Source organism: Limnospira indica PCC 8005, assembly GCF_000973065.1.
Classification (GTDB): domain Bacteria; phylum Cyanobacteriota; class Cyanobacteriia; order Cyanobacteriales; family Microcoleaceae; genus Limnospira; species Limnospira fusiformis.
Window position 1 is genome coordinate 5,617,533 of the sequence record NZ_FO818640.1, and the last position, 25,693, is coordinate 5,643,225.

The window sequence follows — 25,693 nt, forward strand, 5'->3', positions numbered from 1 at the left end:
CCTATTTCGCTACCTCGATATTACGATGGTTCAAGCCAGACATTCGGTTTCCCTAATCATGGATGGTTGGCAGTGGTCGGATTTTGGGAATGGGTTTTCCCTCACGCCTTCCGTTCCCCGCTTCAATCCCAGATTTGTGATTTCTGAAACTGGGGGTGGCTATCGCCTTTACTCTTTCCCATAATCACCCCAAGTGGGTTGAAATACTCCTCCTAAGTATACTTGGACGGTATTTTGTGATTTCTTAAAATGGGATTGACCTTGAGTTCCTTGCCTTGCTTAGTGCAACAACTCACTAAACGTCGGGACATATATACAGTTAAGGGGTTAGACTGGTTGAAGGTCTAATTTTCCCTCTAGGAGGTTATTTCAGGCATTGCAGCCTTATTTCACTCCTAAACGTCTCGCACTGCCTATTAATCAATAACAACACCTAAGACACTTTCCACACGAGGAGAAACCGATCGCCACCAAAAACAATAACTCGCAGACACTCTCGACCGGGGGTGATATCGGAAATGTCGGTAAGATTGTGGTGCTGCTCCCTATTAATTAGATGGGGATTGGCTCATTAATAAGAATTGTAAAAAATTGGGGTTTTTGTGGTCGGTGGGGGGATACACTGGAAGTTATTTGAGTGGGATGGATTCGCCCGGTGACGGAAAGGCAGCACCAGAATAACGATCGCTTATTGGTACTATGGGGGAATGGCGATCGCATGATCAGGAAGCCAAGATGACTAATCAACGTTTGCTCGGAATTGAGGATATTAGGGGTCTCACTGGACCGGAGAAAATCGCTGATTTATTCAGGCGGTTGGGTTACAATACCTGCCGCGAGGAATTTGACCCGGAAGATGTGGGTCTGAGCGATCGCCATGGTGAGGCGGTTGAAAAGGCTTACTTAATCGCACAACAGGATAACGGCGACCCGGATTTGAAGGTGCTGCTTTTTCAACTACGCCCGGAAGAATGGCAGGAAGATAGCACCGCCAGTAGCCGCCTGAAGGCGATCGCTAACCAGTTAGGACAACAAAGCACGGAATTTCTGTTGATGGCTACCACCGATTATAACCAATTGATGTTGGTTAACCCTCGTAAAGCCTTCGATGACAACAAGAACATCAAGCGTCACATTCGCAAACTACTCATCGATCGCACTAACCCCACCGCGTTCGATCGCGATCGCCTGGAAGCCCTGGCTGTTAACGGTAAATCCCCCTCCCAATTGTACCACGCTCACTGCGAAGCCTTCGATGTGGAACAACTCACTAAGAGCTTCTACAGGGGCTATCGTGACCTCTTCGAGCGACTAAAAGCGGTGGTGATGGAATATAACCCCCACCCCTATTTTGAGGACGCAGACAGGCTGCACCAGTTCTCTCAGCGACTCCTGGGGCGGCTGATGTTTCTGTATTTCCTCCAGAAAAAAGAGTTTCTGGCAGGCGATCGCCAGTTTTTGAGCCACCAATACCGGAGAAAGCGTTTTCAGTCGGAGGATTGCGACTACTACCAGGATATCCTCGAACCCCTGTTTTTTGACACCCTGAACCGCCAACGCCTCAACTGTAAATCAACCTGGGGGAAAATTCCTTACCTCAACGGCGGACTTTTCGATCGCGACTACGGGGAGGGTATACGCGATGCGGCGGGACGAGAAACACCGTCGGCGGTGAGACTTCCTAACTCGCTGTTTGACCCCGGAGATACCGACAGCATCCTCAGTTTTTTTAATGGCTACAACTTCACTGTGGCGGAAAATGTGGCGGGGGATGAGGACGTGGCGGTTGACCCGGAAATGTTGGGGAAGGTGTTTGAGAATATGTTAGAAGTGGAAGAACGCGGCAAGTCGGGAACCTTCTACACCCCTAGAGGTATCGTCCAGTTCATGTGTTCGGAGGTGTTATGTCGCTATCTGGCGGATGAAACCGGGATGGAGTTGGAAACTGTCCGAAAACTCATCGACTATGACCCCAATTTGACAGACTCTGATTTGCATCAATTGATGAGTTCCCAACAGGTGCGATCGCTCAAGAAAGCACTGGATAATATTAAGGTACTTGACCCGGCTGTGGGTTCCGGTGCGTTTCCCCTGGGGATGCTGCAAATTATCCTGAAGGTGAAACAGGCGATCGCACGCCGGGAAGGAATGACGGTGAAGCGTGGTAGCCTCACGATTAGCCAGTGGAAACGCGAGATTATCGCCAACAACCTCTATGGGGTGGATATCAAACCAGAAGCGATCGAAATCGCCAAGCTGCGAATGTGGTTATCTCTGGTGGTGGATATCCCCAGCATCGAAGATGTGGAACCTCTCCCTAACCTTGACTATAAACTAATGTGTGGGAATAGTTTAATTTCTACGATTCATGGTGAACAACTAATTCCAGACCCCACGAAAGACCAACAGGGAATGTTGGCAATAACTCCCATTCAAACCGCTATCCAACCTTTACTGGCATTGCAAAAACAATACTTTGATGCTCAAACGGAGGAACGCTACCAACTCCGAGAGCAGATTTTGCAAGCTGAAATGAATGTGTTTCGGGTCGCTGTACAAGACCGGATTCAATGTCTACAAGGTGAGTTGAAAGAATGCGATCGCAAAATTAAAGCATTCCCAAAACCTCCTAAAGCTCTCTTGAGTCAACGGGAGAATCTTACCCAGAGAATCACCGATATAACTGACTTTCATGAAAAGGTGGTCACCGGGAAAGTCTCTCTTAATTTCTTCCAGTATCACCTGCACTTTCGAGATGTTTTTGAGGAAAAAGGTGGCTTTGATGTGGTCATCGGTAATCCGCCTTATGTCAGACAAGAAGCCATTAAAGAGTTAAAGCCAGCATTAAAAGCTGAATATCAGTGTTATACTGGTGTGGCTGACCTCTATGTTTATTTCTATGAGCGAGGCTTTAATTTGCTGAAATCAGGAGGTCATTTAACTTACATCTCGTCTAATAAATACTTCCGTGCTGGGTATGGTGAAAAACTCCGACAATTCTTGGGGGAAAAGGCTAGGGTTGATGTGCTGATTGACTTCGGAGATGCTTCTGTGTTTGAGGCGATCGCTTATCCTAGTATTATCCTGGTCAGCAAGGGGAAACCAGAACACCATCAAGCCTGTGTCTTGAATTGGGAAATCGGACAGTCAATTGAGGCGTTTCCTTCGGTGTTTAAAAACCAGAGTTTTCTGCTTCTTCAGAAGGAGTTAACCCCTGATGGTTGGCGGTTAGAATCTCCTGCTGTCTTGCGGTTATTGGATAAGCTGCGGGTTGCGGGTACTCCTTTGGGTGAGTATGTTAATGGGCGGTTTTATTACGGGATTAAAACAGGCTATAATCAGGCGTTTGTGGTCAACCAAGAAACACGGGATAAATTGATTGCTGAACATCCATCTTCTCAAGAGGTATTAAAACCTTTTTTGCGGGGAAGGGATGTTAAACGATGGTGTGTTGATTATCAGGATTTGTATTTAATTTTTACCCGTAGAGGCATTGATATAGACCAATATCCGGCTATTAAAAATTACTTGATGCAATACAAGACCAGATTAACACCTGGAATTCCAGGAGGCAGAAAAAATGGTACTTATAAATGGTTTGAAATTCAAGATAATATTGCATACTGGAGAGAGTTTGAAAAGACACATATTGTTTGGGGAAATTTATCAATTAAGCCTAACTTTTGTTTTGCACAACCAGGTTTTCATTTAAGTGCGCCTGCAAATTTAATAGTTTCTGATAGACCATTTTTATTGGGGGTTTTAAATTCACAATTAACCAATTATTTTATTGCTCAAATAGCAGCAGTTAGAGGAGGGAGTTTCTTAGAATATAAACCAATGTATGTTTCACAAATCCCAATCCCTACGGCTTCCGAAGCCGATAAAGAAGCCATAGAAAAATTAGTCCAAAAATGTCTGGATGCAAAAGGTGTCGGTGTAGGGGAGTGGGAAGCCGAGATTGATGACCGGGTAGCTCATTTATATGGGTTGACGGCTGAGGAAATGAGGATTATTAGAGGAGATTAAACTCGTGAAAATAGACATGGTTATCATCAGGGAAATTGTTTTGCGGTTGGAAGAATCACCCAAGGGTTTGACACCCGGAAACCTGGAGATTGAAGGCTATATAGATTCAGGATAAAGTTGCTTTGGGGGGGGAGTTTTGATGCAAGGTGGGTTGGGGAAGTTCCGGGTTGAGAGGATAGCCAACAGCCCAAAATCAGGTCAATCATCAAATCTAATTAATGGGGTCATGCTAATTACCGACGACTATATCGATAACTCGACTAAAACCCTGAAAACCATCCTTAAACAAGTGATTGAAGACGAAGAACAACGGGTTTTGGATATCGCCACGGGATTTTTCCAGATTGAGGCGTGGGTGCATTTGGAAGAAGCAATGAACCATCTGGAATCGCTGCGGTTGCTGATTGGTCGCGACCCGGCTATCCGACCAGCGGAGAGCGATCGCATTGACCTGGTTAAATATTTCCAAGAAGAAACCCGACGACAACTGGAACAGCGGGAATATAACCTGGAATACAAGCAGAAAATAGACCGGGCGATCGCTTTTTTTCAGCAAGACCATATCCACGTGCGACTATTCGGAGCCGAGGGGGAAAAATCTCAATTTCTGCACGCCAAAGCCTACATCTTCGATAATTATAGCATCGTGGGTTCCAGTAACTTCACCCCGGCGGGATTGACAAAAAACACGGAACTTAATGTCATCAATAAAAACACCGTGATCGCCCGCGACCTGCGAGAAAAGTGGTTTGATAAGTTTTGGAAAGACCCCAGCGTTGACCGGGACTACAAACAGAAGCTAATAGAAGCCCTCAACGCTTCCAAATTTGGTAGCAAACCTTACACCCCCTACCAGGTATTTTTAAAAGCCCTTTGGGAACTGTTTAAAAACGATTCCCTGGTGGCGGAAAGCGATCGCACCAGCCTAGATCTAGCCAGCTTTCAGCACGAAGGTTTCGAGCGGGCGATCGCCCTAATTGAAAGGCACAATGGCTGTATGGTCGCCGATGCTGTAGGCTTGGGTAAAACCTACATCAGCTTGCGGGTGATCGACTACTACCTAACCAAACTGCGACGACCTGGCTACGTTCCGCGATCGCTGGTGCTGTGTCCCGCACAATTGCGAGATTTGGTGTGGAAGAAGAAGCTGGACGAATACGGGTTAAAAGCCGATGTCATCTCCCACGAAGAAATGGGACGACAGGGGTTTGATTATGCTAAATACAACCGTCACGACCTGGTAGTGGTGGATGAGTCCCACCGCTTCCGCAACAGTGCCACCCAACGCTACGAAACCCTGAGAAAACTACTGGGTAGTGGGAATCGAGAAAAGCGGGTTCTGTTGTTGACGGCAACCCCAATCAATAATACCATGTTCGACCTGTACCACCAGCTTCTACTCATCGCCCGTGGAAATGACAATTACTACCAGGACTGGGATATCAAAAACCTGCAAAAGCACTTTAGCAAGTTGGTGAAGGGGGAAGTTGAAATCACGGAATTGCTGATGCAAACCATGGTCCGACGCAGCCGCCAGGACGTGAAAAAACGACAGGATGCTGGGGAGCAGATATTCATCGCGGGAAAACAGATCCACTTCCCCCAACGACAATTGGAGAAATTTACCTACAATTTCGAGGCGAGTTTCCAGGGTCTATACGCTAATCTTGCCGATCGCATCGATGACCTGAATTTAGCACCCTACAACATCAAAGAGTTTAAACGCACCGCCAACAGGAAAGACCACCAGCAGGTAAAATGCAATCAGGCACTGGTGATGCTGCAAAAAGCCTTGTACTTGAAGCGGTTTGAAAGTTCCCTGGTCGCCTTCAAGGAGTCTATCGAAAATCAAGCCAGCTTCCAACGAGAGTTTCTCCACATTCTCGCCCACCAAGGGAAGCTACTCGATAGCAAAAACTTCCGCAAATATATCCTTTCGGCACAAGTGGAAGAGGACGGGGAAAAGCCACTGGTGGAAATGCTGGGACGACTGGAAGATATCGACTCCGGGGACTACGACATCCCCCAACTGACACAACAGATCGAAACGGACATCGACACGCTCCAGAATATCTTGAACACCCTCAAACAGATCCGGCAGTTTCCAGAAGACCAGCAGAAGGGCGATCGCAAGTTAATGGCGTTCCAAAATTTGCTACTCACCCTCCCACGTCAAAAAATACTGGTGTTTAGCTACTTTAAGGATACCGCCCAATACATCTACGAAGCACTGAAACAGGACACCAAATGGCTGGAAGCTATGGGTAATCCCCACCTGGGAATCATTACCGGGTCAATATCCCCACAGCGGCGGGAATCTATCGTCAAGCATTTCGCCCCCAAAGCCAACTGCGAATCGGAGGAAGAACAAAAAGCGATCGCTAAGGACCCCATCGATATCCTAATCAGCACTGATGTACTTTCGGAAGGTCAAAACCTGCAAGATGCGGGGATTTTGGTTAACTATGACCTACACTGGAACCCCGTGAGGATGATTCAACGAGCGGGGCGAATTGACCGATTAGGGACCGACTACGAGACGCTCTACATCTACAACTGTTTCCCAGAAGAAGGGTTAGAAAGGCTGCTGGGGTTGGTGGAACGCCTACAAAAGCGTATCGCTGAAATCGACAACTCGGTGGGGTTAGATGCGAGTGTGCTGGGGGAAGAAATCTCGAATAAATCCCTGGAGGAATTGCGACGGTTGAAAGATGCTGATAGCGAGGAGGAAAAGGCGGAAATTCTGGCGGAATTGGAACGGACATCAGATTTGGTATCCCTGGACGAGATGCGTCTACCACTGCTAAAATTTATCCAAGAGCAGGACTTGGGGAAAATCGAAGATATACCGATGGGGATTCACAGCACCCGCTACTTTAATATCCCTCACCCGGAGTTTTCCCAAGGGGGCATTTTCCTAGCCTTCAAAGCAGGCGATCGCTATTTTTGGCATTGTTACCCCCGCCAAGGTGAGGCGATCGTCACTGATATCAGCCACCTGGTGGCGGACAAACGCAAAATTTTCGACTGGATTAAATGCGGATGGTCTGACCCGAAACTGCTGCCGCCAGCCCCCTTTGACAATGCTATATTTTACGTCCTGGAAAGGGCGACGAAAAATCTGCTAGAATCTCTAAAGCGCGATCGGGTGGGGAATAAATTTAAACCCCGACTCTCGGGCAATCTCTGTAAAATGAAAGAAGTTCTCAGTCAACCCCAACTGTGGGAAGACTGGGAACCTCAAGAACTGGACATCAAAAATCGGGTTCTGAAAGTCATCGGAACTCAGCAGGAGCTACAACGTACCTATAAAAAGGATATCGACTCGATCTGGAATCGATACAAGCACAGCAACAACGTTTCCCAAATGTTGGAAGAACTAGATCAACTGTTCTGCGAAAACCAACTTTATGAAGGTCTCAACGGCGACCATAAGAGTTTACTATCCCCAATTCGCGAAATTACAGCGAAGGATTTACAACTGATTTGCTACGAGTGGTTTTACCCGACTTAAACTCTGTTTCCCCAAACCGGGTCAGCTAAAATTGTTCACTGGAAGGCGATCGGCTTATAATAGGGGACGACTGTACAAATAATTACCCAAGTGATTTTATCAAAATGTCTATTGACCTCCAGCGAATTCGGATAGAGCGTCTCTTTGACGCTTATAATTTAGATGTACCCATTCAAGACAATACTTTAATCCTAGTTGGTGAAAACGGCTCTGGGAAAAGTACACTAATTAATTTATTATACTACACATTAACGACTCAGTGGGATCGCCTAAGCCAGCTTCCCTTTCATTCCTGTATTGTCACAATTGGCAATCAAGATTATACCATCAAAAGAGAGGATTTACCCACTACTCAAAATCCAAAAAGATTGTCGTCGTTGATGAGGTACTTTCACCAAAGGCTATCTTCCCAAGAATTTGACAGTCTTATCAATGAATTAGCCGACCATGACTCAGAATACTGGTTGTCAAAAAACAGATTCCTAGAATTAAGGCATAAATTCCCTGGAATTTCCCTGATGGCATTGCGAGAGTTAGCTAGAGTTAGTCCAAGATTGGCATCTTTAGATGAAAATGAAGTAGACCAGGTTATAGATATACTAGCTAAAGCTGTACAGTCTAACGAGAGAGAACAAGTCTTGTTTTTGCCAACTTATCGCCGAATTGAAAAAGAACTAAGCGATGTTTTTCCTGATATAGACTTGGATGATGTGTTGCCTTTTTCTAAAACTAAGAGTTATCGGAAAAAGCTACAGTCTGGATATGTTGAACTTGTTGAATTTGGTATGGAAGATGTAATGCAAGCATTTGACTCGACTTTATCAGACTTGGATCAAAATTTCCGCACTGCACTTAATCGGCTGACTGGAAGTTACTTAGGGGACATTATTCGTAATAACTATAAAAATGTTGAGCCATCTCAACTGTCTACGGATAAATTTAGGGAAACAATTAAGGTGATGCTTCCTCGGATTGGGGATATTCTTTCAGAAGGCGATCGCCAAAAACTGGGACAGTTACTTAAAGATGTAAAAACTAACCAGGTTTTATTAGAAGAACAACGGGTGACTGCTTATTTTTTGACTCGTTTGGTCGAAATTCATAAAAGTCAACAGGAAAAAGAACAGCCAATTAGAAACCTCGTTGATTTGGTCAATCAGTATCTCAGCAACAAAACCTTAGAATTTAACTCCAGTGAATTTAAGTTAGTTTTTAAGCGAAAAAATAAAGACATGACAGAAGTTCCGATTGCGGGTTTATCTTCTGGGGAAAAGCAAATTATCTCCTTATTTACTCATATCTTTTTAAGTGACTATGATAAGTATTTCCTGGTAATTGATGAGCCGGAATTATCTATATCTGTACCTTGGCAACGCCGTTTTCTGCAAGACTTGAAAGATACCCAAAAATGTGCGGGTTTAATTGCCGTAACTCATTCTCCTTTTGTGTTTGAAAATTCACTAGCGGAATATGCACATTCTATCAGTGAGTTTATCGAGGAGATTTAAAAATGTCATCTTTTTTGGATGCTTTGAAGGCTGCACCGAAATCATCCCAAGCTAAATTAAATACATTTCTCCTAAGTTTTCAACCCCAGGGAAAGGCGATCGCCATTTTTCTGGAGGGACGCGACGATCCTTCCTTCATTCGAGTCAACGTTCAACGATTTGCTGAACAGAAGGGTTTATCGGATGACCCCCACAGCCTGTTATAGGTCAGACTTGAGAGCGATCGCACTCCCCTAGATGTCCAGAAATGCCGCCACTGTTAATGACTGTTTAAATTAATACGATCGCTTAACTGTTGTAGAATCTGATGGAGTTCCGGATCGGGATGCGGTCAAAGAATTGGGCAATATTGCTAATATTCAGCGAGTATTTATCGGCTTCCGTGTCGCCTGAAATCAGCCAGCACTCTCAGGCGATCGCCCAAATATTCTTAGGCGTGGATATCGTAGTAGCTCCTATAATTACCCGAGTTCCATCTCTACCGGCACTTCAACATCCCCTAAAATCCAGAAACCGGGTTTATGGCTACTGAATTTAAGATAATTGAACTGAGGTAGGTTATGAAAAATATCAAAATTATTGTAGAAAAACACGCTGATGGTTATGTGGCTTATCCTTTAGGAATACAGGGGGTGATTGTGGGTGAGGGAGATAGTTATGAAGAGGCTTTAAATGATGTCCGTTCTGCGATTTTATTTCATGTGGAAACCTTTGGGAAATCGGTACTAGAATCGGAGGATTTTATATTAGAGGCTTTTGTAGCTGAGACTAGCTTATAATGAGTAAATTTCCGGTAAATGCCCCCAAAACAAAAGTTATTAAAGCACTAGAGATGCTGGGATTTTCAATAGTGAGGGAGAAAGAACATATTTCTATGATTCGTCAAAATATTGATGGTACAAGGACTCCATTAACTTTGCCGAATCATAAACTAATTAAAGGTTCTACGCTGAGAAGTATCTGTACTCAATCTGGTATTTCACGGGATGATTTTCTGGCTGCATATGACCAAACCTAGAAATCTACCTGGTTTTATTTATGGATTGATGGGCTAGATTTGCAGAGTTTATTTTAGCAGGAATTGGGGGGATGTTGGAATGAGAAGTTGGGTAATTAAGAAGTTAGAAGACGTTTGTACACTTCAAAGAGGATTTGACCTTCCGAAAAGACTACGCAAGAAGGGTGAATATCCTCTGATAAGTTCAAGTGGCTGTATAGATATCCATGTTGAAGCAAAGGTTTCTGGGCCTGGAGTTGTTACTGGACGAAGCGGCAGTATTGGCTCAGTTTTTTTCATTGAAAAAGATTTCTGGCCTTTAAACACTACTCTTTATGTAAAAAATTTTCATGGCAATGACCCCAGGTTCATTTTCTATCTGTTAAATAAATTCGATTTAAGTTCTTTTTCAAGTGGTGCTGGTGTCCCAACGCTCAATCGCAACACTGTCCATAGCGAGACTGTTTACGTTCCTACTAATATCATAGAACAGAAGCGGATTGTGGCGATTTTGGATGAGGCGTTTGAGGGGATTGATAGAGCGATCGCCAACACAGAGAAGAACCTCGCCAATGCCCGTGAACTGTTTGAAAGTTATCTCAATGGCGTCTTTAGCCAGAAGGGTGAGGGCTTGGTTGAGAAGAAGTTATCTAGCTTAATTGACATTTCCCACGGCTATGCTTTTAAAGGAGGTGATTTTAATACAAGTAATGACTTAGAAAAACAAATTGTCTTAACACCAGGAAATTATTCGGAAAATGGCCGTTTATATTTTAATTCAAAAAATACTAAACGGTTAACTGGTACTAATTCACCAAATGGGTATCTTTTCAATGTAGGTGATTTAACAATAGTGATGACTGACCTTTCTTCAAAAATGAAGATTTTGGGTAAACCAGCATTTATAGAACAGCCTAATATTTTACATAATCTTTGTTGGCGCGTACCAACATTTTAACGACCCAGCATGGGACGGCGAACCGGAAACCCCCACCCCCATCACGCCCGGAATCAAAAAGCCCTCGATTCAAGACCCCCTAGAACCGGGAGAAACGGAAGAGAAGAGACAACCCCAGAAAGTGAAAATCCAACTGGCAGACGGCAAAGAACGCGAGATCCAGCACACCTTAGCGACGAGTTTCTGGAGTCCCGACGGGAAACCGTTATCAGCGGCTGAGTTTATCAAGGGTCTGTTTGGCACTCTCCCGGAACTGTTCCAAGATGAAAACCAACTGCGGGAACTGTGGAGCAGCCCTGATACCCGCCAGAACCTGTTAGACAGCCTGACGGAGAGAGGCTACAGTGGCGAGGACTTGCTGAAAATTAGCCGCATTATCGACGCGGAAAAAAGCGATATTTATGACGTGCTGGCTTATATCGCCTATGCTACGCCTCCGATAACTCGCAGCCAGAGGGTTCTCGCCCAAAAACGCCTGATTTTTTCGCACTATGACGACAAACAACAGGAGTTTTTAGAGTTTGTCCTTGAGCAGTACATGAAAGAGGGGGTGCAGGAATTGAGGGAAGATAAGCTAGGGTCACTGCTGGAACTGAAATATCACGGACTCCGGGATGCTGTGGCTCAATTGGGGAAGGTTGGCGATATCCGGCAAGTTTTTATCAGCTTCCAGCAATATCTCTATAAAGCTAGTTGACTCCTACCGGACTTAATGACTGTTTAAATTAATACGATCGCTTAACTGTTGTAGAATCTGATGGAGTTCCGGATCGCGATCGCGACGTTTGGCAATCTTTTCGCAGCCATACATAACCGTTGTATGATCTTTCCCTCCAAACACTTCCCCAATCTTAGGTAAACTCAGATCCGTATGCTGTCGCATCAAATACATCCCCACCTGACGTGCTAAACTAATTTCGCGACGGCGAGAATTGCCTTTTAAATCCTCTACCGATACCTTAAACTTGTCCGCGACGGCTTGGATGACTATTTCTGGGGATGACTCCGACTTGGGTTCTGTCGGGGTTAAAACCGCCGCAATATTCTCCACATTCATGGGAAGACTGGAAATAGAAATATAAGCCACCGCGCGAATTAAGGCTCCTTCCAACTCCCGAATATTCGAGGTGTAGTTAGTCGCAATATACTCAATCACCGCTGGGGGGAGTCGCATATTTTCATATTCAGCCTTTTTCTGAAGAATAGCCATCCGCGTTTCTAAATCAGGAGGTTGAATATCCGCTACTAACCCCATGGAAAACCGAGAACATAGGCGATCTTGCAATCCCGAAATTTTCGACGGGGGGCGATCCGAGGCTAAGACAATTTGTTTCCCCGCCTCATGGAGAGTGTTAAAAGTATGAAAAAACTCTTCCTGGGTGTACTCCTTCCCCTCAATAAACTGGATATCATCAACTAATAACACATCAGCCGCTCGGTAATGGTCCCGGAAACTCTGCATACTGTCGCGACGGATCGCGGCAATTAAATCATTGGTAAACTTTTCTGTAGATACATAAAAAACACGAGCATAAGGATTAATTTCTAAGCGGTAATGACCGATCGCCTGCATTAAATGAGTTTTTCCCAAACCTACCCCACCACAGAGAAACAGCGGGTTAAATTCACGTCCCGGAGACTCAGCTACAGCCAGAGATGCAGCATGAGCCAAGCGACTCCCCGACCCCACCACAAACTGGGAAAACATATATTTAGAATTAAGGTTAGGCGGTTTATGCACGCTAGAGACTACTTCCCCTGGGGTATCTAACCCGCTCGATGACACCCTAGGACTGTGATCATTGGTTGTCATTAATTCTCCGGTTCCGGTGGTGATACAAATTTCTAGGCGATCGCCCATAATATCCTGGACGACATCGGCGATGATTTCCCGGTAGTGTTTTTGTAACCAATTACAGGCGAAGGGGTTAGCGGTGCGAATTACTAGACAATCGTTTTCTAGGCTAGTGGCGATCGCTGTCTTAATCCAGGTATTATATGTCGGTTCCCCAAGCTGTAGCTGGAGACGTTCCAAGACTCGATTCCATAACTGTTCAAGAGAAATATCCACGGCTTACCAAAATTAAAGATTTGCTCCCGCGATTCTGCCAGAGCCGGCAAGAATCATGTTAAATTGGGACAAAGTGCCTGATCATGACGGGAAGTTGGTATCAGATGCTAACCCCCCCGGACAGCCCCCTACTAAATTATATTTGAGTCATTATGACTGATACCACTGGAAAAGGCTTTTGGAAACACCCTGTTATCTATTTTCTGTTTTTGCTGATTGGCGGAACCGGAGCATTAATAGGCGATCGCTGGCTACAGAACAAATTAGGCGACGCTGGTAATCCTAACGAGACAGCCTCTCAGGTCAGTTCCCCAGATAGCACCGCTCTCGGTAACACAGAAACTAGACCCCAACCTAGACTGAACGCCCCTAATTGGTTTAATCACCCCTTTAATCCCTCCTCAGACCGATCCTCTAACTTTATTGTAGAAGCAGTCGATAAGGTCGGTCCGGCGGTGGTGAGAATTAATGCTTCTCGGCGGGTCAGTCGCGATCGTTTCGAGAATTCTCTCCCTAGGGACTTCTTTAATCCTCCTAGGGGTATGCGTCCCCCTGGCGATCGCTTTGAGGAAGGGACTGGCTCCGGCTTTATTTTATCTCCTGATGGTCACATTCTCACCAATAGCCATGTCGTCGAAGGTACCGATACCGTCCAGGTTATATTAAAAGATGGTCGCCGCTATGATGGTCAGGTGTTGGGTACTGATTCGGTCACAGATGTAGCCGTGATTAAAATTGACGCGACCAATTTACCCACTGTCACTATCGGAAATTCTGAACAACTCTCCCCCGGAGAATGGGCGATCGCCATTGGAAACCCCCTCGGACTTGATAACTCCGTAACCGTCGGAATTATTAGCGCTACAGGACGTTCTAGCAGTGATGTCGGTGTTCCTGATAAGCGTATAGGATTCATCCAAACTGATGCTGCTATTAACCCTGGTAATTCTGGCGGTCCCCTGCTGAATGCTAAGGGAGAGGTCATTGGGATGAATACAGCCATCATCAGCGGCGCTCAGGGCTTGGGATTTGCGATCCCCATTAATCATGCTCAACAAATTGCTCAACAGCTAATCGCTTCCGGTCGCGCTGAACACGCCTATTTGGGAATTGAAATGATGACGCTGACCAAAAGATTCCGCCAAGAACTCCAAAATAGTCAAGATTTGCCATTTGCTATTCCTGACACTGATGGGGTATTAATTGTGAATGTCGTATCTGGTTCCCCCGCTGACATAGCCGGACTGCAACCGGGAGATGTGATTCTGAATCTTGACCAACAAACTATTACAACCTCTGAAAGAGTCCAGCAGATTGTACAAAGTAAGGCGGTCGGTAGTATACTAGAAATTGAGGTGAATCGCAACGGAAGTTCACAGATATTGCAAGTGAAAACTGGGAATTTGCCATCTCAAACAACTGGCTAAACGGTTCTACCTCGGTTTGTGAATTTTGGAGGCATTGCTATGGGAGATATACTCGCGGTTACTCAGTTGGGCGACCCGGTGCTGCGTGACCATGCTCAACCTGTTGCTAATATCTGGGAAGCGCGTATTCAGTCTCTGATTGATGATTTAATGGCAACGGTGATTGAAAAAAATGGCGTGGGTATCGCTGCGCCACAGGTGGGATATAGCGATCGTATCTTAGTCATCGCTTCCCGTCCTAGTATCCGCTATCCAGCAGCGCCCGAAATGGAACCCACCGCTATGATTAACCCCAAAATTATCGGTAAATCTGAGGAAATGGTGGCTGACTGGGAAGGCTGTTTAAGTGTTCCGGGAATCCGGGGAATTGTTAACCGTTATCAGGCGATCGAAGTTGAATATACCAGCCGTGATGGTCATCTTCAACACCGAGAACTAACTGGGTTTGTCGCTCGTATTTTTCAGCATGAATATGACCACTTAGAAGGGATCATATTTTTGGATAGGGTAGCTGACTCCCATAGCATGATGACAGAAGACGAATATCAGAAACGCATTGTTTTTCAAAGCTAAATTGAGTTCAAGGAGAACCTAAGATGTCAGTCAATATCAAAAAAGGTGAGCGGATTAATCTTTCCAAAGAGTCCCCCGGACTGCAAGAAGTGGGAATTGGTTTAGGATGGGATATCAATGCTACTGATACCGGGGTGGATTTTGATTTAGATGCTTCCGTGTTTATGTTAGCCAGCAATGGGAAAATCCCCCAAGATGAATACTTTGTATTCTACAATAATTTGAAGTCCCCTGATAGCTCAGTTAGACATTTAGGAGATAATCGCACTGGGTCGGGACTTGGTGATGATGAGGTGGTGGAAATTGATCTAAATCTGGTTAATTCTGCGATCGAAGAATTGATTTTTGTCGTCACAATTCACGAAGCAGACCAACGGCGACAAAATTTCGGTCAAGTCCGCAATTCCTATATCCGTATTTATGACCAGCAAAATAATACCGAGATTGCTAAATATGACCTAGAAGAAGACTTTTCTCGGGAAACCGCCGTCGAATTTGGTCGGTTATATAAGAAAGGTGGCGAATGGCGATTTCATGCAGTTGGACAGGGATATAATGAGGGATTAAAAAGTTTCGTAGATAAGTACGTTTAAAGTACCTTTGGCGTTGACTTAATCTCATTCGCAAAGTGAGAAATTGGCAGTCAAAATTAACTAATTAGCAACCGGATTTCTGGATTAATTCTGATGAAATATAAACAATATTCAAGCAGAATAAAAATTCTGGGAGAAGTAGTTAACTAAGCCATTAACTATCAGATAAATGATAGAAATCCGATTGCTGACTGATTGTTATGATGCAAAATTTGGAGATTTTACCATGAGTATCAACCTGAAAAAAGGACAGAGTATTGTTCTTGATAAAAGTCAATATGACCTATCTAATGTGATGATGGGTTTAGGATGGGATGTAGTAGAATCTAAGGGGTTTTTCGGTAATTTACTGGGAGTCAATGCCGATTTTGACTTGGATGCTTATGCTATCTTACTCTCCAATAGTGGCAAAATCGGCAATTATAAAGATGATGTGATTTATTATGGTCATTTAAAGTCTAGTGATGGCACAGTTTATCACTCTGGAGACAACTTAACTGGGGAGGGAGAAGGGGATGATGAGTGTATTTTTCTGCGTTTAAATTCTATCTCCGATAGGTACAGCCACATTATTCTTGGGGTAAGTATTTACCAAGCTAAAACTCGCCAACAGCATTTTGGTCAGGTAGAAAATGCTTTTGTGAGAGTGGTAGATGCTAAAGGTAAAGAAATGGCTTTATATAACCTCTCAGCAGACCCTTCATACGACCAAAAAATTTCTATGTTGATGGGGGAACTTTACCGAGACAATGGTAAATGGAAATTTACGGCTTTGGGTACTCCCCTCAATCAAGATTTAAGTGGGGTTGTTAAAAAGTTTATGTAAGGGGGTAAATTCTAACTCAAGCGGAGTTTTTCCCAGCAACGATTTAAATAAATTCTAGCCACCATATCGTTAGGATTTTGAGATAAACAATCGTGAAATCCCTGTTTAGCTTCTAAGGTATGGTTGAGATAATAAAGGAATAGGGAACGCTCAAATAATACCTTAGTTGCTAACTTTTTAGCGTGTAATTCTGGGGGGTCAGCATCAAAAAACTCGTAAACTGTTACCGCATCAGTTTTCCCCTTCACCTTCACTCGGTCAATAATTCTAAAGGCGTATTGATTAGGGTCATCTAATCCCATAAAGGTTTGGTGGGTAATTAGGAAGGACACGCTATAATTTTTGGTGAGACTCTCAATGCGAGCCGCTAAATTAACCGCATCTCCAATAACGGTACTATCCATGCGGTTGCGACCACCAACAGTTCCCAGCATGAGGGTTCCTGTATGAATGCCTACCCCAATGCGGATAGGTCGCCTTCCGGGTCTACTACGGGTCAAATTATACTCACTTAATTGTTTTAACATAGCAATTCCCGCCTGAACAGCGTGGTCGGGTTTTTCGCCAAATAAAGCCATAATTCCATCGCCAATATATTTATCAATGAAACCATAATTATCTAAAATTTCTGGTTCCATACGGCTTAAAAAAGCATTGATAAACTTAAAACTATCTTCCGGTGTCATACCCTCGGATAAACTGGTAAAGTCTCGGATATCAGAAAATAAAATTGACATTTCTTTCTGGACAGCAGTTCCTAGTTGAACTTCGACTAGACTTTCATAACCTAAGCAGGAAAGAAACTGATGAGGTACAAACCGACCCGCAGCGTCTGTCATTTCAAATTCCGCGTCTAAGGCTTTATCTAAATTCTGATTTAATTCGGAGAGTTCATTTAATAACTCTAATCGCTCTTTTTCGGCGATTTTGCGTGAGGTAATATCTTCCAATAGTCCCTCATAGTAGAGTAAATCGCCGGACTGGTTTCGGACGGCTCGCGCGGTTTCAGAAATCCAGATTTTGGTACCGTCTTGGCGATAAAACTGACATTCAAAGTTGGAGACTTCCCCCTGTTCTCTGATTAATCTTTCAAAAGTTATGCGATCGTCGGGATTGACATATATTTGCTGGGAAATATCCTCACAAATGTTGATGACATCCTCTGGAGAATTATAGCCTAATATCCTAGCCATGGCGGGATTTGCTCGGATAAATTTGCCATCGGGGGTACTCTGAAATAAACCATCTAAGGCATTTTCAAAAATACTGCGATATCTTTCCTCAGCTTCTCGGAGAGCAATTTCTCGTTGTTGTTGCTCGGTAATATCTTGAAAGGCAATAATGGCATAGACTAAATCACCTTCTTGGTCATAATAAGGAGTTACCCAACTTTCAATAGGGATTAATTTATCGCCTTGATTAATTTCCAGAAAATTGGCGATCGCTCTTTGTTCTTGATCTATATCAACAGCATTGGGACTGTCTGGAGAACTATCTACCAATGGCTGTAGCAGGGGCAAAAAATCATCACAAATATCCCCTAATTTTAGCTTTTGATTCAGCAAATTTTTGGCTTGTTGATTGATATATTGTAACTTCCCCACACTATCAACTACCGCCACACCCACTGGCATTCCTTCTAAAAATTGGGTCATGCGTCGCTCCCCTTCCCGCATTTTCGAGTAAAGTCGAGCATTACCAATAGAAATAGCAGCTTGAGAAAATAAAACATTGAGAATTTGTAGTCTTTCTGAGGTAAAAGCGCCGTAAATCAAATTGTTTTCTAAATATAAAACACCCACCAAGTCGCCGCGATGATGAATCGGCATACACAGTAGAGATAATAGTTGATTATCTTGTAAATATTCATCCTCTGGCTTGATAAAATCACGGCTAACATTATCAAAAATGACAGGTTTTTCCGTAGACATGACCAACTCGATAATCCCCTGAGATAATTGTTGGGTCATGGTGACAGGAATAGACTCTAACACTGATATAACTTGAATTTTACCCGGAGTCTTTTTGGTGGAATTAGATGTAGATATCATATCACAAATGGCGACCCCTTCTATAGCCAAATTGGATAGGCGATCGCCTAAAATAATACAACACTTTTGCGCGCCAGCCGTCTCTAGTAGCACCTGCATCAACTTAGATAACAGCTTTTTTAAATCAATTTCTCCCGATAAGGCTTGAGCTGCTGTAATGGTGGTGGACAAGTCCAAAACATTGGAGCCTGTACTACTAGAAATAATCGTTTCTGTAGCGCCCAAATACTCTGATTTATGGTGATATAAAATGGGTTTTAATAATGAAAAATGACCAGATTCTAGGAGTTTTATTTTAGCGGATGCTTGCCAATTTGCATAACCATAATAGGCATCAATTAAATAAGTCCGAGCAATTTTATGCCGTTCCCAGTCTAAATAAAACAGTGCTGCTCGTTCATTAGCTACCGCCAACTCGCGTTTATGACCATGTTTTTGAGCTAATTCTATGGCGCGGTCATAGGCTTCGATCCCCTGAATACGGTTTCCTAAAACTCGATATTTTTCAGCTTCCACTAACTGCCATAAATGCCGAAAATTTTGCGGTGCGGACACACAAAAAGATTCGATAATATCCTGATTATTCCTAACGGTTTCCCCAACTTCTAGCGGTGGGGGATTAATGGCTAATTGAATTAAGGAATCATAGGCATAAAATAGCGCCTTTGACACCACACAAATGACGTTATTCACATGATTTCTGGCTAACTGTGCATACTCCCAACCCCTAGGAAAGTCTCTCAAAATATAAGCCACCATTAAGCGATCGAGATAATCATTAAAGGTTAATCTCTCTGGTGATGAGTTCCCTAACCACTCTTCTAAAGTCAAAGTACCCTTGAGGGTGTTAATGGCTTCGGTAGGAGTCAAAGAACCATTATCAACCCCAGTTAAATAAGCCAAGCGGGGTAACTGTTCAGCAGGTAGAGAAGAACGCCAATTAGCTAGGGACTCGCAGCGAGGTCTAATCCCTTGATTAACCCATTCTAACACCTTGGACTTTAAGGGAATAAAATCTAACTTATCCAGCCATTTTAAGGCTAATTTACCATAAGCATATCCCCTATCTAAATCTCCTGATTCGGTCAAGATTAAACCGGTGGCGGCGTAGGCTACAGCTAGGCGATCGCTTATTCCCAACTCCACTGATAAGTTGACTAATTCCCAGCCAATAAGCTGCGACATTTGGGGGTAATAACGGCGACTGGCTTCCCAAATTAATGAGAGTAGATTTACCGCCGCGCGCCGGGTCTGATTAGCTGGAGAATTAGGAGATAATTCCCTCGGATAATTATCAGGTTCTAAATTAGATAGACTCAGGAATTTAACCCGCGCCTGTTGTAATATATCCTCCCCGGGAACCAGGGGAATTTCTACCCCCAGTTGTTGACATAAATTCAGGGTATTAATAATCGGTGTCTGGGATTTATTTTGATCAAGGTCTACCAATATTTTTAATTCCCAGGCTGTTACCTGATCAGCCAAAGTTTTAGCTTCCGCCAAAATGCGATCGCACCATTGACTCATCTGTTCCCCATTACCAACCAGATAAGCCACCCGTGCGGCTTGGGTATAAAGTGCTAAAGTCAGTTCATATTGTCTTGTCCATCCCTCCACACCAATTAAACCGATACCCACCATCAAATATCCGATCGCATGAGGGTAATTTTGCTTTTCTACAGCCCAAAATCCAGCGGTTAAATTCAGTTCTGCTAATCTATCCCTTTCCCACTGTTCCCCCATCAATTCTACACCCAAATTCAACTGATTGACTACCAGAAAATGTAATATTTTTTCCTGAGAATCAGAGGGTTGTGCGGTTAGATATGGGTAAAGCCGTCTTCCCAATTCCAGATGGATAGCAGGTCGTTGGTGAGGGAGAATTTGATGATAAGCAGCCACGCGGATACTAGGGTTAACAAAACCATAGCAGTTGGCGGTTACTAACTCAATTAAATTAGCAGCGATCGCCTCATCTAAAACCTCTCCCATTTGACCTGGTGAGAGCTGAGAAGCGCTCAATAAAATATCCGAGGCGAATTCATCCCCCAAACAAGCCGCCTGTTGTAGTAGCCTTTGAGTCAAGGGATTTAACCGTTGTAATTTTTGGTCAACCTCCGACTGCATTTGAGGGTCTAAAGATAGGTTTTCTGTCAGTTCTACTGACCTAAATTTTATCAAATTATACGGCGAATTTGAATAGGGAACACCCAGCTTAATCGTCTGTTGGTAGTCGATTTCCCATTGTGTTTTGGCGGCGACCAAATCCATATAGATACCCCAAGCATTTTGATATCTATCTTCAGGATTTTTAGCCATCAATTTCATAATTATATCGCTAATAATTAACGGAATTTCTGGCTTAATGACATGGGGAGGCTGAGGTTTTTTGGCAATATGAGCGTGAATAAACGACATGGGGTTATTGTATTTAAAAGGTAATTTTCCCGTTAATAACTGATAGAAAGTTACCCCCAGAGAATAAAAATCTGTCCGGTGATCAACCCCTCGATTAATGCGTCCCGTTTGTTCTGGCGCAATATAAGCCGGAGTCCCTTCTAATCCTTTATTCTGATGGTGTAAAATTACCTGATCTGAGAGTCTCACAGAAATGCTAAAGTCAATCAACTGAATAGCTAAAGTAATTGGCTCAATCAGCAAATTTTGAGGCTTAATATCCCGGTGAATAATTTGGCGACGGTGTAGACCGTCAATAATTTGAACAATAGCGGTGGCGACCGTCAAAAATTTGGGAACATCAAGGGGATACTCATAGATATATTCAGCCAAAGATATCAACCCATCATCAACCATAATTAAGGCTAACCCATTACTATATGGTTGCAGAGTTAATATATTAACAATTCCTGGTAGTCCTTTGAGGTATTCGGCGATAGTATATTGGTGGCGAAATTTCTCCAATTCATTGGCGGTAGGATAGCGATCGTGTAATAATTTAATTACCACAGGTTGGCGATCGCTACTACTCAAAGCACGATAAACAGACGTACTCGAGCCATTGTAGATGAGATCGAGAATTTCATACCCTGGTATTTGGACTGTTGGTTTGGAGGCTTCCATCTGATTTAGGCTGACCTTCCGACTGGTAGAGTTAGTGACCATCTCAACCTGCAAATTAGCCTGTAAATTCATGCTGCTATCTTTCCCGTTTTCCCCGTTACAGCCTGTTCATAAATCATCTGATCACCTCTCAAAGTCCCTCTACCTCTTGGGGAGAGGGATTTAGGGTGAGGGGAATGTATTAAGCGACTGGTGAACAAGCTGTAAGCCGTTCCCTAGTTGATTAATAACCATTTGATAGACAAGGATATCTATTATCGCTTTTAACCCTGAATTAGTAAACCGATAAAATAGCCGCTACTTTCAGGTAATGGGAAAAGCTGGAAAGTTGACCAGAAAAGCACTTACAGGTTATGGTGGGTAATCTCGGAATTTCACTATTGGGCATCATAGCCTTTTTGAGATAAGTTATCATCAGCCCAGTTTCCGTCAAATCAGCACCCACGAGATTAACTCCCTTGAGATTAGCATGATTCCAATTAGCTCCTCGCAGTTGACACCCCTTTAGGATAGCGTGACTGACTTAAATAAAGCCGTGTTAGGTCTGTTGGCTTGGCTTTCGCTAAATCAGCAGCTTTAAGATTAGTATTATATAACCTGGTTTGGTGTAGATTTGTCTGATCTAGGGAAGCATAGCCCAAAACTAGCCCCGACTAAACCCGACTTATACCAGGGGGACCCTTATCGATTCCCATTGATTGGCGATCGCCCCCATAATTGGCTAATATGGCGTAGGGTGCATCAACCGCAAGGCGCAACAAAAATGTTACCATGAAGCCCAGATTGGCGATCGCATTCCTCTAACCAGCCAAAGCGCGTTTTCAAGTAGCCCTTAGTTATCACCCCCTTTAAGTTTCATGGCTTTGGATCATTTAATTTTATTTTTGTGGCTAAGTTTAACTGGGTCAGGATTAGTTGCCGCTAGTCCTAGCCAGAGTTTAACCGTAGCGCAACAGCTGAGGGAAACTGCTGGGATGATCTCCCCATCTCCCTTCCTAGCCGCTACAACTTCTGAAAGTCTGCTTTTAGCACAGGAAAACAGTAACAGCAATGGCAACAATCAGGTAAAATTCCTTTCAGGTTTCCCAAAAGCCCTGATTCTTTTAGGAGTTGGTGGAGTAGTTGTCACCGGTGGGGCTGTATTTATTCTAATTCGGCTTCTGGCTACCCCCGACTTAGAGGAAGAGTCCCAGGAAACCCAACAGACTACCCAACCACAACCCGCGCCCGAAATTTCCGCCGCCTCCCCTCAGACCTTAATACAGTTTCCAGCCATAGAAGCGCCCCCCGAAGCAGACCCCCCCATTTCCGAGAATGGTTTAATTAATCTTCCCCCTACCCCCGTCACCGAATCTACTACAGAAGCGCCGCCTCCCCCTTCAGTCCCCACTGAACCCACCTTAGTAGCCGAGAGTCCCCAGCCTGTCAAAATCGATCGCATTGAGGAACTAATTTTACAACTACAGTATCCTAACCCCAATCATCGCAGCAAAGCCATTTGGGAGTTAGCCCAACAGGGGGATTCCAGAGCGATCGAACCTCTGGTAAACTTGCTATTTACATCAGACTCCAAGCAGCGTAGCAAAATATTGGCAGCCTTAGCAGAAATTAGCACCCGCTGTATCAAGCCCATGAGTAAGGCCCTGGTTTTTTCCTTGCAGGATGAAAACCCAGAGGTACGACAAAATGCCATTCGGGATCTAACCCGAATTTATGATTTAATGTACCAAACTAGCCAGATTCTCCAAAGAGCAATGGATGATCCCGAAGCCGATGTCAGAGAAACCGCGCAATGGGCCGTCGATAAACTGAGTCGGATGCGTCCTTTACCTATCTCTAGGAATCATCTGGATAATCAATAATTTATTGACTGAGATTACAGAGGCCTTAGCTTTAGCAAGCATTAGACTAATTGTTCCCTATCAATCTTCGTGCAATTCAAAGGCAGAGAAACGATAAACTTAGTTCCTTCTCCTAGTTCAGAAATACATTCTATTTTTCCCCCATGTTTTTCTACTACAATTTGATGAGATATAGCCAAACCTAATCCCGTCCCTTTTCCCACAGGTTTAGTAGTAAAAAATGGGTTAAATATCTGTTGTCTGACTAACTCCGGGATTCCGGGGCCGTTGTCGGAAATCTCCACAACAACCATATCCATGTTTTCCTCATATTCAGCCAATTCTAACCTGGTGCTAATCTTGATTTCCCTAGGTGCGGGTTGATTTCCCAAAGCATCGATCGCATTTGATATTAAATTCATGAACACCTGATTAATCTGGGAAGCATGGCACTCTACCCTAGGCAGTTCCCCATAATCGCGGATAATATTTGTCTCCCCTTGTTCCGCCTTTGCCTTCAGGCGATTTTGTAAAATCAGCAAAGTGCTTTCAATTCCCTCATGCAAATCAACCGCCTTCATTTTCGCCTCATCTAGTCGCGAAAAATTGCGTAGGGACGTAACAATTTCCTGAATGCGATGGGTTCCCAACTTCATTGATTCCAAAGCCTTGGGTAAGTCATCTAGCATAAAATCCACATCAATATCAGCTACAGCCTCTTTAAGTTCTGGCAGTGGCTCAGGGTAATATTTATGGTACATACACAGCATATATTGAATATCCTTAATACAGGTATCCAAATATATTAAGTTCCCATGAATGAAAGCCAGAGGATTATTAATCTCATGAGCCACTCCCGCCACCATTTGACCCAAACTCGATAGCTTTTCAGCTTGAATTAGTTGGGTTTGGGTGCGTTGTAGTTTGTCTAACGCTTTTTCCAGTTGAGCCGCTTTTTGTTTTTCCAATTGCTGTTCAACTAATAAAGCCGCCTCTATAGCCTTGCGATCCGTAATATCGCGCACGATCGCCAAAACCACATCATCCCCACTTTTAACATAGCGAGCCTCATAGGTGCGCCATCCTTCCTCAAAAGGCAGCATATATTCCCCAGACTGAGACTGTCCGCTAGTTAAAGTTAATTCTAAATAGTGGCGTGTCCACCAGGCTAGGTCCTCCGAAAAGACTTGCTCAACCGTTTTTCCCAGAACTTCTTTAGATTCTGTCACCCGATCATCCTTAGACGGGAAATAGTCAAGAAACATCCCATCTCGGTTCAGACGAAACATTAAATCGGGGATCGCTTCAATCAGGCTGCGATTTCTCACCTCACTTTGTCGTAAGGCTTCCTCCATCTTTTTGCGATCGCTAATATCAGTTTCAATCGCAATAAACTTAGTCAGATCCCCCTGATGGTCAAAAATCGGAGTAATGCTAATAGACAGCCAGTAGGGACTCCCATGGCGTTTATAGTTGATCAACTCCCCACGATAGGGTTTGTGTTCCTTCAGACAGGCGCGAATTTGATGTATAGTTTCCGTATCACTCAAAGGCCCCTGGAGAAAAGAACCTGGCGTTAAACCTTTCACCTCTTCGAGAGTGTAGCCGGTAATCCAAGTAAATGCCTCATTAACCCATTCAATCTTCCCATGGCGATCGCAGATAATCACCGCATTATCAGTTTGACTCGCCACCCAGGAAAGTTGGGTCAGTTCCAACTCAATTTCCTTGCGTTCCGTAATATCCTGGGTAAGTACCCAATACTTATCTGGGGTAGCACCTGTTTTCATCAAAGGTACAATAGTCGTTTCCAGCCAAACCTCTCGTCCCGTCAAAGTACAGTTTTGCAGTTCACCGCGCCAGACACCGCCAGATCTAACCACAGACCAGACCTTCTCTTCCCCAAAATCCGCATTATAGCATTTAGAATTGAGCAACGGATGCAGTTTACCGATTAACTGTTCTGCACCGTAACCGAAAACCTCAATAAATCCCTCGTTAATTTCCACAAGTGTGCCATTTTCGTCTACCCATGCTCCTGGGGTGGTCCGGTTGACCACCTGACGAAGATCCCAAAGTTCCTGTTGACTTTCATGTAATTGTTGTTTGGTTTTCGTCAAATCAGCCACTGCTCTCTGATAAGCTGCTACCAAAGGTTCGGGGAACAGGATCCCTAAAAGTTCTGCACTCATAATTAATTCTCCCAATAGTCGATTTCAGTTAG

At 43.9% G+C, this 25,693-nt stretch carries 19 protein-coding genes and 1 pseudogene; 14 read left to right on the plus strand and 6 right to left on the minus strand.

Annotated elements, in window-relative coordinates:
- The first annotated feature begins 735 nt into the window (after window positions 1–735).
- The 9 genes from XZ46_RS24855 (at window position 736) to XZ46_RS24890 (ending at window position 11,703) form a co-directional block, all read left to right on the plus strand.
- Window positions 736–4,029: an Eco57I restriction-modification methylase domain-containing protein gene (locus XZ46_RS24855; RefSeq protein ID WP_048895476.1), complete on the plus strand. Its 3,294-nt coding sequence runs from the start codon at window positions 736–738 to the stop codon at window positions 4,027–4,029.
- 226 nt (window positions 4,030–4,255) lie between these two features.
- On the plus strand, window positions 4,256–7,543 hold the full coding sequence (locus XZ46_RS24860) for an SNF2-related protein (RefSeq protein WP_048895477.1): 3,288 nt from the start codon (window positions 4,256–4,258) through the stop codon (window positions 7,541–7,543).
- A 104-nt stretch (window positions 7,544–7,647) separates the two neighbouring features.
- Complete coding sequence (locus tag XZ46_RS24865; protein ID WP_008055806.1) at window positions 7,648–9,051, plus strand: AAA family ATPase; 1,404 nt, start codon at window positions 7,648–7,650, stop codon at window positions 9,049–9,051.
- Window positions 9,052–9,053: 2 nt separating this feature from the next.
- Window positions 9,054–9,257 (plus strand): hypothetical protein, encoded by a 204-nt coding sequence (locus XZ46_RS24870; RefSeq protein ID WP_008055805.1) that lies wholly within the window; start codon window positions 9,054–9,056, stop codon window positions 9,255–9,257.
- Window positions 9,258–9,376: 119 nt separating this feature from the next.
- Complete coding sequence (locus XZ46_RS34815) at window positions 9,377–9,583, plus strand: hypothetical protein (RefSeq protein ID WP_146743441.1); 207 nt, start codon at window positions 9,377–9,379, stop codon at window positions 9,581–9,583.
- Between the two features lie 28 nt (window positions 9,584–9,611).
- Window positions 9,612–9,830 (plus strand): type II toxin-antitoxin system HicB family antitoxin, encoded by a 219-nt coding sequence (locus XZ46_RS24875; RefSeq protein ID WP_006668324.1) that lies wholly within the window; start codon window positions 9,612–9,614, stop codon window positions 9,828–9,830.
- Window positions 9,830–10,069 carry a type II toxin-antitoxin system HicA family toxin gene (locus tag XZ46_RS24880; protein ID WP_008055804.1) on the plus strand — a complete coding sequence of 80 codons (240 nt, stop codon included), beginning with the start codon at window positions 9,830–9,832 and terminating at the stop codon, window positions 10,067–10,069. The genes XZ46_RS24875 and XZ46_RS24880 overlap by 1 nt, the downstream gene beginning before the upstream one ends.
- Before the next feature lie 79 nt (window positions 10,070–10,148).
- Complete coding sequence (locus XZ46_RS34820; protein ID WP_008055803.1) at window positions 10,149–11,006, plus strand: restriction endonuclease subunit S; 858 nt, start codon at window positions 10,149–10,151, stop codon at window positions 11,004–11,006.
- Between the two features lie 121 nt (window positions 11,007–11,127).
- Window positions 11,128–11,703: a type I restriction-modification enzyme R subunit C-terminal domain-containing protein gene (locus XZ46_RS24890; RefSeq protein WP_008055802.1), complete on the plus strand. Its 576-nt coding sequence runs from the start codon at window positions 11,128–11,130 to the stop codon at window positions 11,701–11,703.
- A gap of 12 nt (window positions 11,704–11,715) precedes the next feature.
- On the opposite strand, the gene dnaA is transcribed toward XZ46_RS24890, so the two are convergent.
- Window positions 11,716–13,077 carry a chromosomal replication initiator protein DnaA gene (gene dnaA, locus XZ46_RS24895; protein WP_006668320.1) on the minus strand — a complete coding sequence of 454 codons (1,362 nt, stop codon included), beginning with the start codon at window positions 13,075–13,077 and terminating at the stop codon, window positions 11,716–11,718.
- Window positions 13,078–13,229: 152 nt separating this feature from the next.
- On the opposite strand from dnaA, the gene XZ46_RS24900 reads away from it, so the two are divergent.
- The 4 genes from XZ46_RS24900 (at window position 13,230) to XZ46_RS24915 (ending at window position 16,496) form a co-directional block, all read left to right on the plus strand.
- Window positions 13,230–14,504 carry an HhoA/HhoB/HtrA family serine endopeptidase gene (locus XZ46_RS24900; RefSeq protein ID WP_006623033.1) on the plus strand — a complete coding sequence of 425 codons (1,275 nt, stop codon included), beginning with the start codon at window positions 13,230–13,232 and terminating at the stop codon, window positions 14,502–14,504.
- 39 nt (window positions 14,505–14,543) lie between these two features.
- The gene (gene def, locus XZ46_RS24905) at window positions 14,544–15,077 is read left to right on the plus strand and encodes a peptide deformylase (protein WP_006668319.1); all 534 of its coding nucleotides are present in this window, start codon (window positions 14,544–14,546) and stop codon (window positions 15,075–15,077) included.
- Between the two features lie 23 nt (window positions 15,078–15,100).
- On the plus strand, window positions 15,101–15,670 hold the full coding sequence (locus XZ46_RS24910) for a TerD family protein (RefSeq protein WP_008055801.1): 570 nt from the start codon (window positions 15,101–15,103) through the stop codon (window positions 15,668–15,670).
- 226 nt (window positions 15,671–15,896) lie between these two features.
- Complete coding sequence (locus tag XZ46_RS24915) at window positions 15,897–16,496, plus strand: TerD family protein (RefSeq protein ID WP_035760030.1); 600 nt, start codon at window positions 15,897–15,899, stop codon at window positions 16,494–16,496.
- An 11-nt stretch (window positions 16,497–16,507) separates the two neighbouring features.
- Here the strand turns inward: XZ46_RS24915 and XZ46_RS24920 are convergent, their stop codons facing one another.
- From XZ46_RS24920 to XZ46_RS38170, 4 genes and pseudogenes are all read right to left on the minus strand, one after another.
- Window positions 16,508–21,700 (minus strand): protein kinase domain-containing protein, encoded by a 5,193-nt coding sequence (locus XZ46_RS24920; protein ID WP_008055800.1) that lies wholly within the window; start codon window positions 21,698–21,700, stop codon window positions 16,508–16,510.
- Window positions 21,701–21,902: 202 nt separating this feature from the next.
- Window positions 21,903–22,043, minus strand: coding sequence for a hypothetical protein (locus XZ46_RS37105; protein ID WP_228116420.1), 141 nt, complete (start codon window positions 22,041–22,043; stop codon window positions 21,903–21,905).
- An 18-nt stretch (window positions 22,044–22,061) separates the two neighbouring features.
- Window positions 22,062–22,139: pseudogene (locus XZ46_RS38165) on the minus strand (pentapeptide repeat-containing protein); the annotation flags it as partial.
- Window positions 22,108–22,269 (minus strand): pentapeptide repeat-containing protein, encoded by a 162-nt coding sequence (locus XZ46_RS38170; RefSeq protein ID WP_008055799.1) that lies wholly within the window; start codon window positions 22,267–22,269, stop codon window positions 22,108–22,110. The gene XZ46_RS38170 and the pseudogene XZ46_RS38165, both read right to left, overlap by 32 nt.
- A 216-nt stretch (window positions 22,270–22,485) precedes the next feature.
- Between XZ46_RS38170 and XZ46_RS24925 the strand changes: the two genes are divergently transcribed.
- On the plus strand, window positions 22,486–23,490 hold the full coding sequence (locus XZ46_RS24925) for a HEAT repeat domain-containing protein (RefSeq protein WP_006668318.1): 1,005 nt from the start codon (window positions 22,486–22,488) through the stop codon (window positions 23,488–23,490).
- Between the two features lie 41 nt (window positions 23,491–23,531).
- Here the strand turns inward: XZ46_RS24925 and XZ46_RS24930 are convergent, their stop codons facing one another.
- Complete coding sequence (locus XZ46_RS24930; RefSeq protein WP_008055798.1) at window positions 23,532–25,661, minus strand: PAS domain S-box protein; 2,130 nt, start codon at window positions 25,659–25,661, stop codon at window positions 23,532–23,534.
- Window positions 25,662–25,693 lie beyond the last annotated feature (32 nt).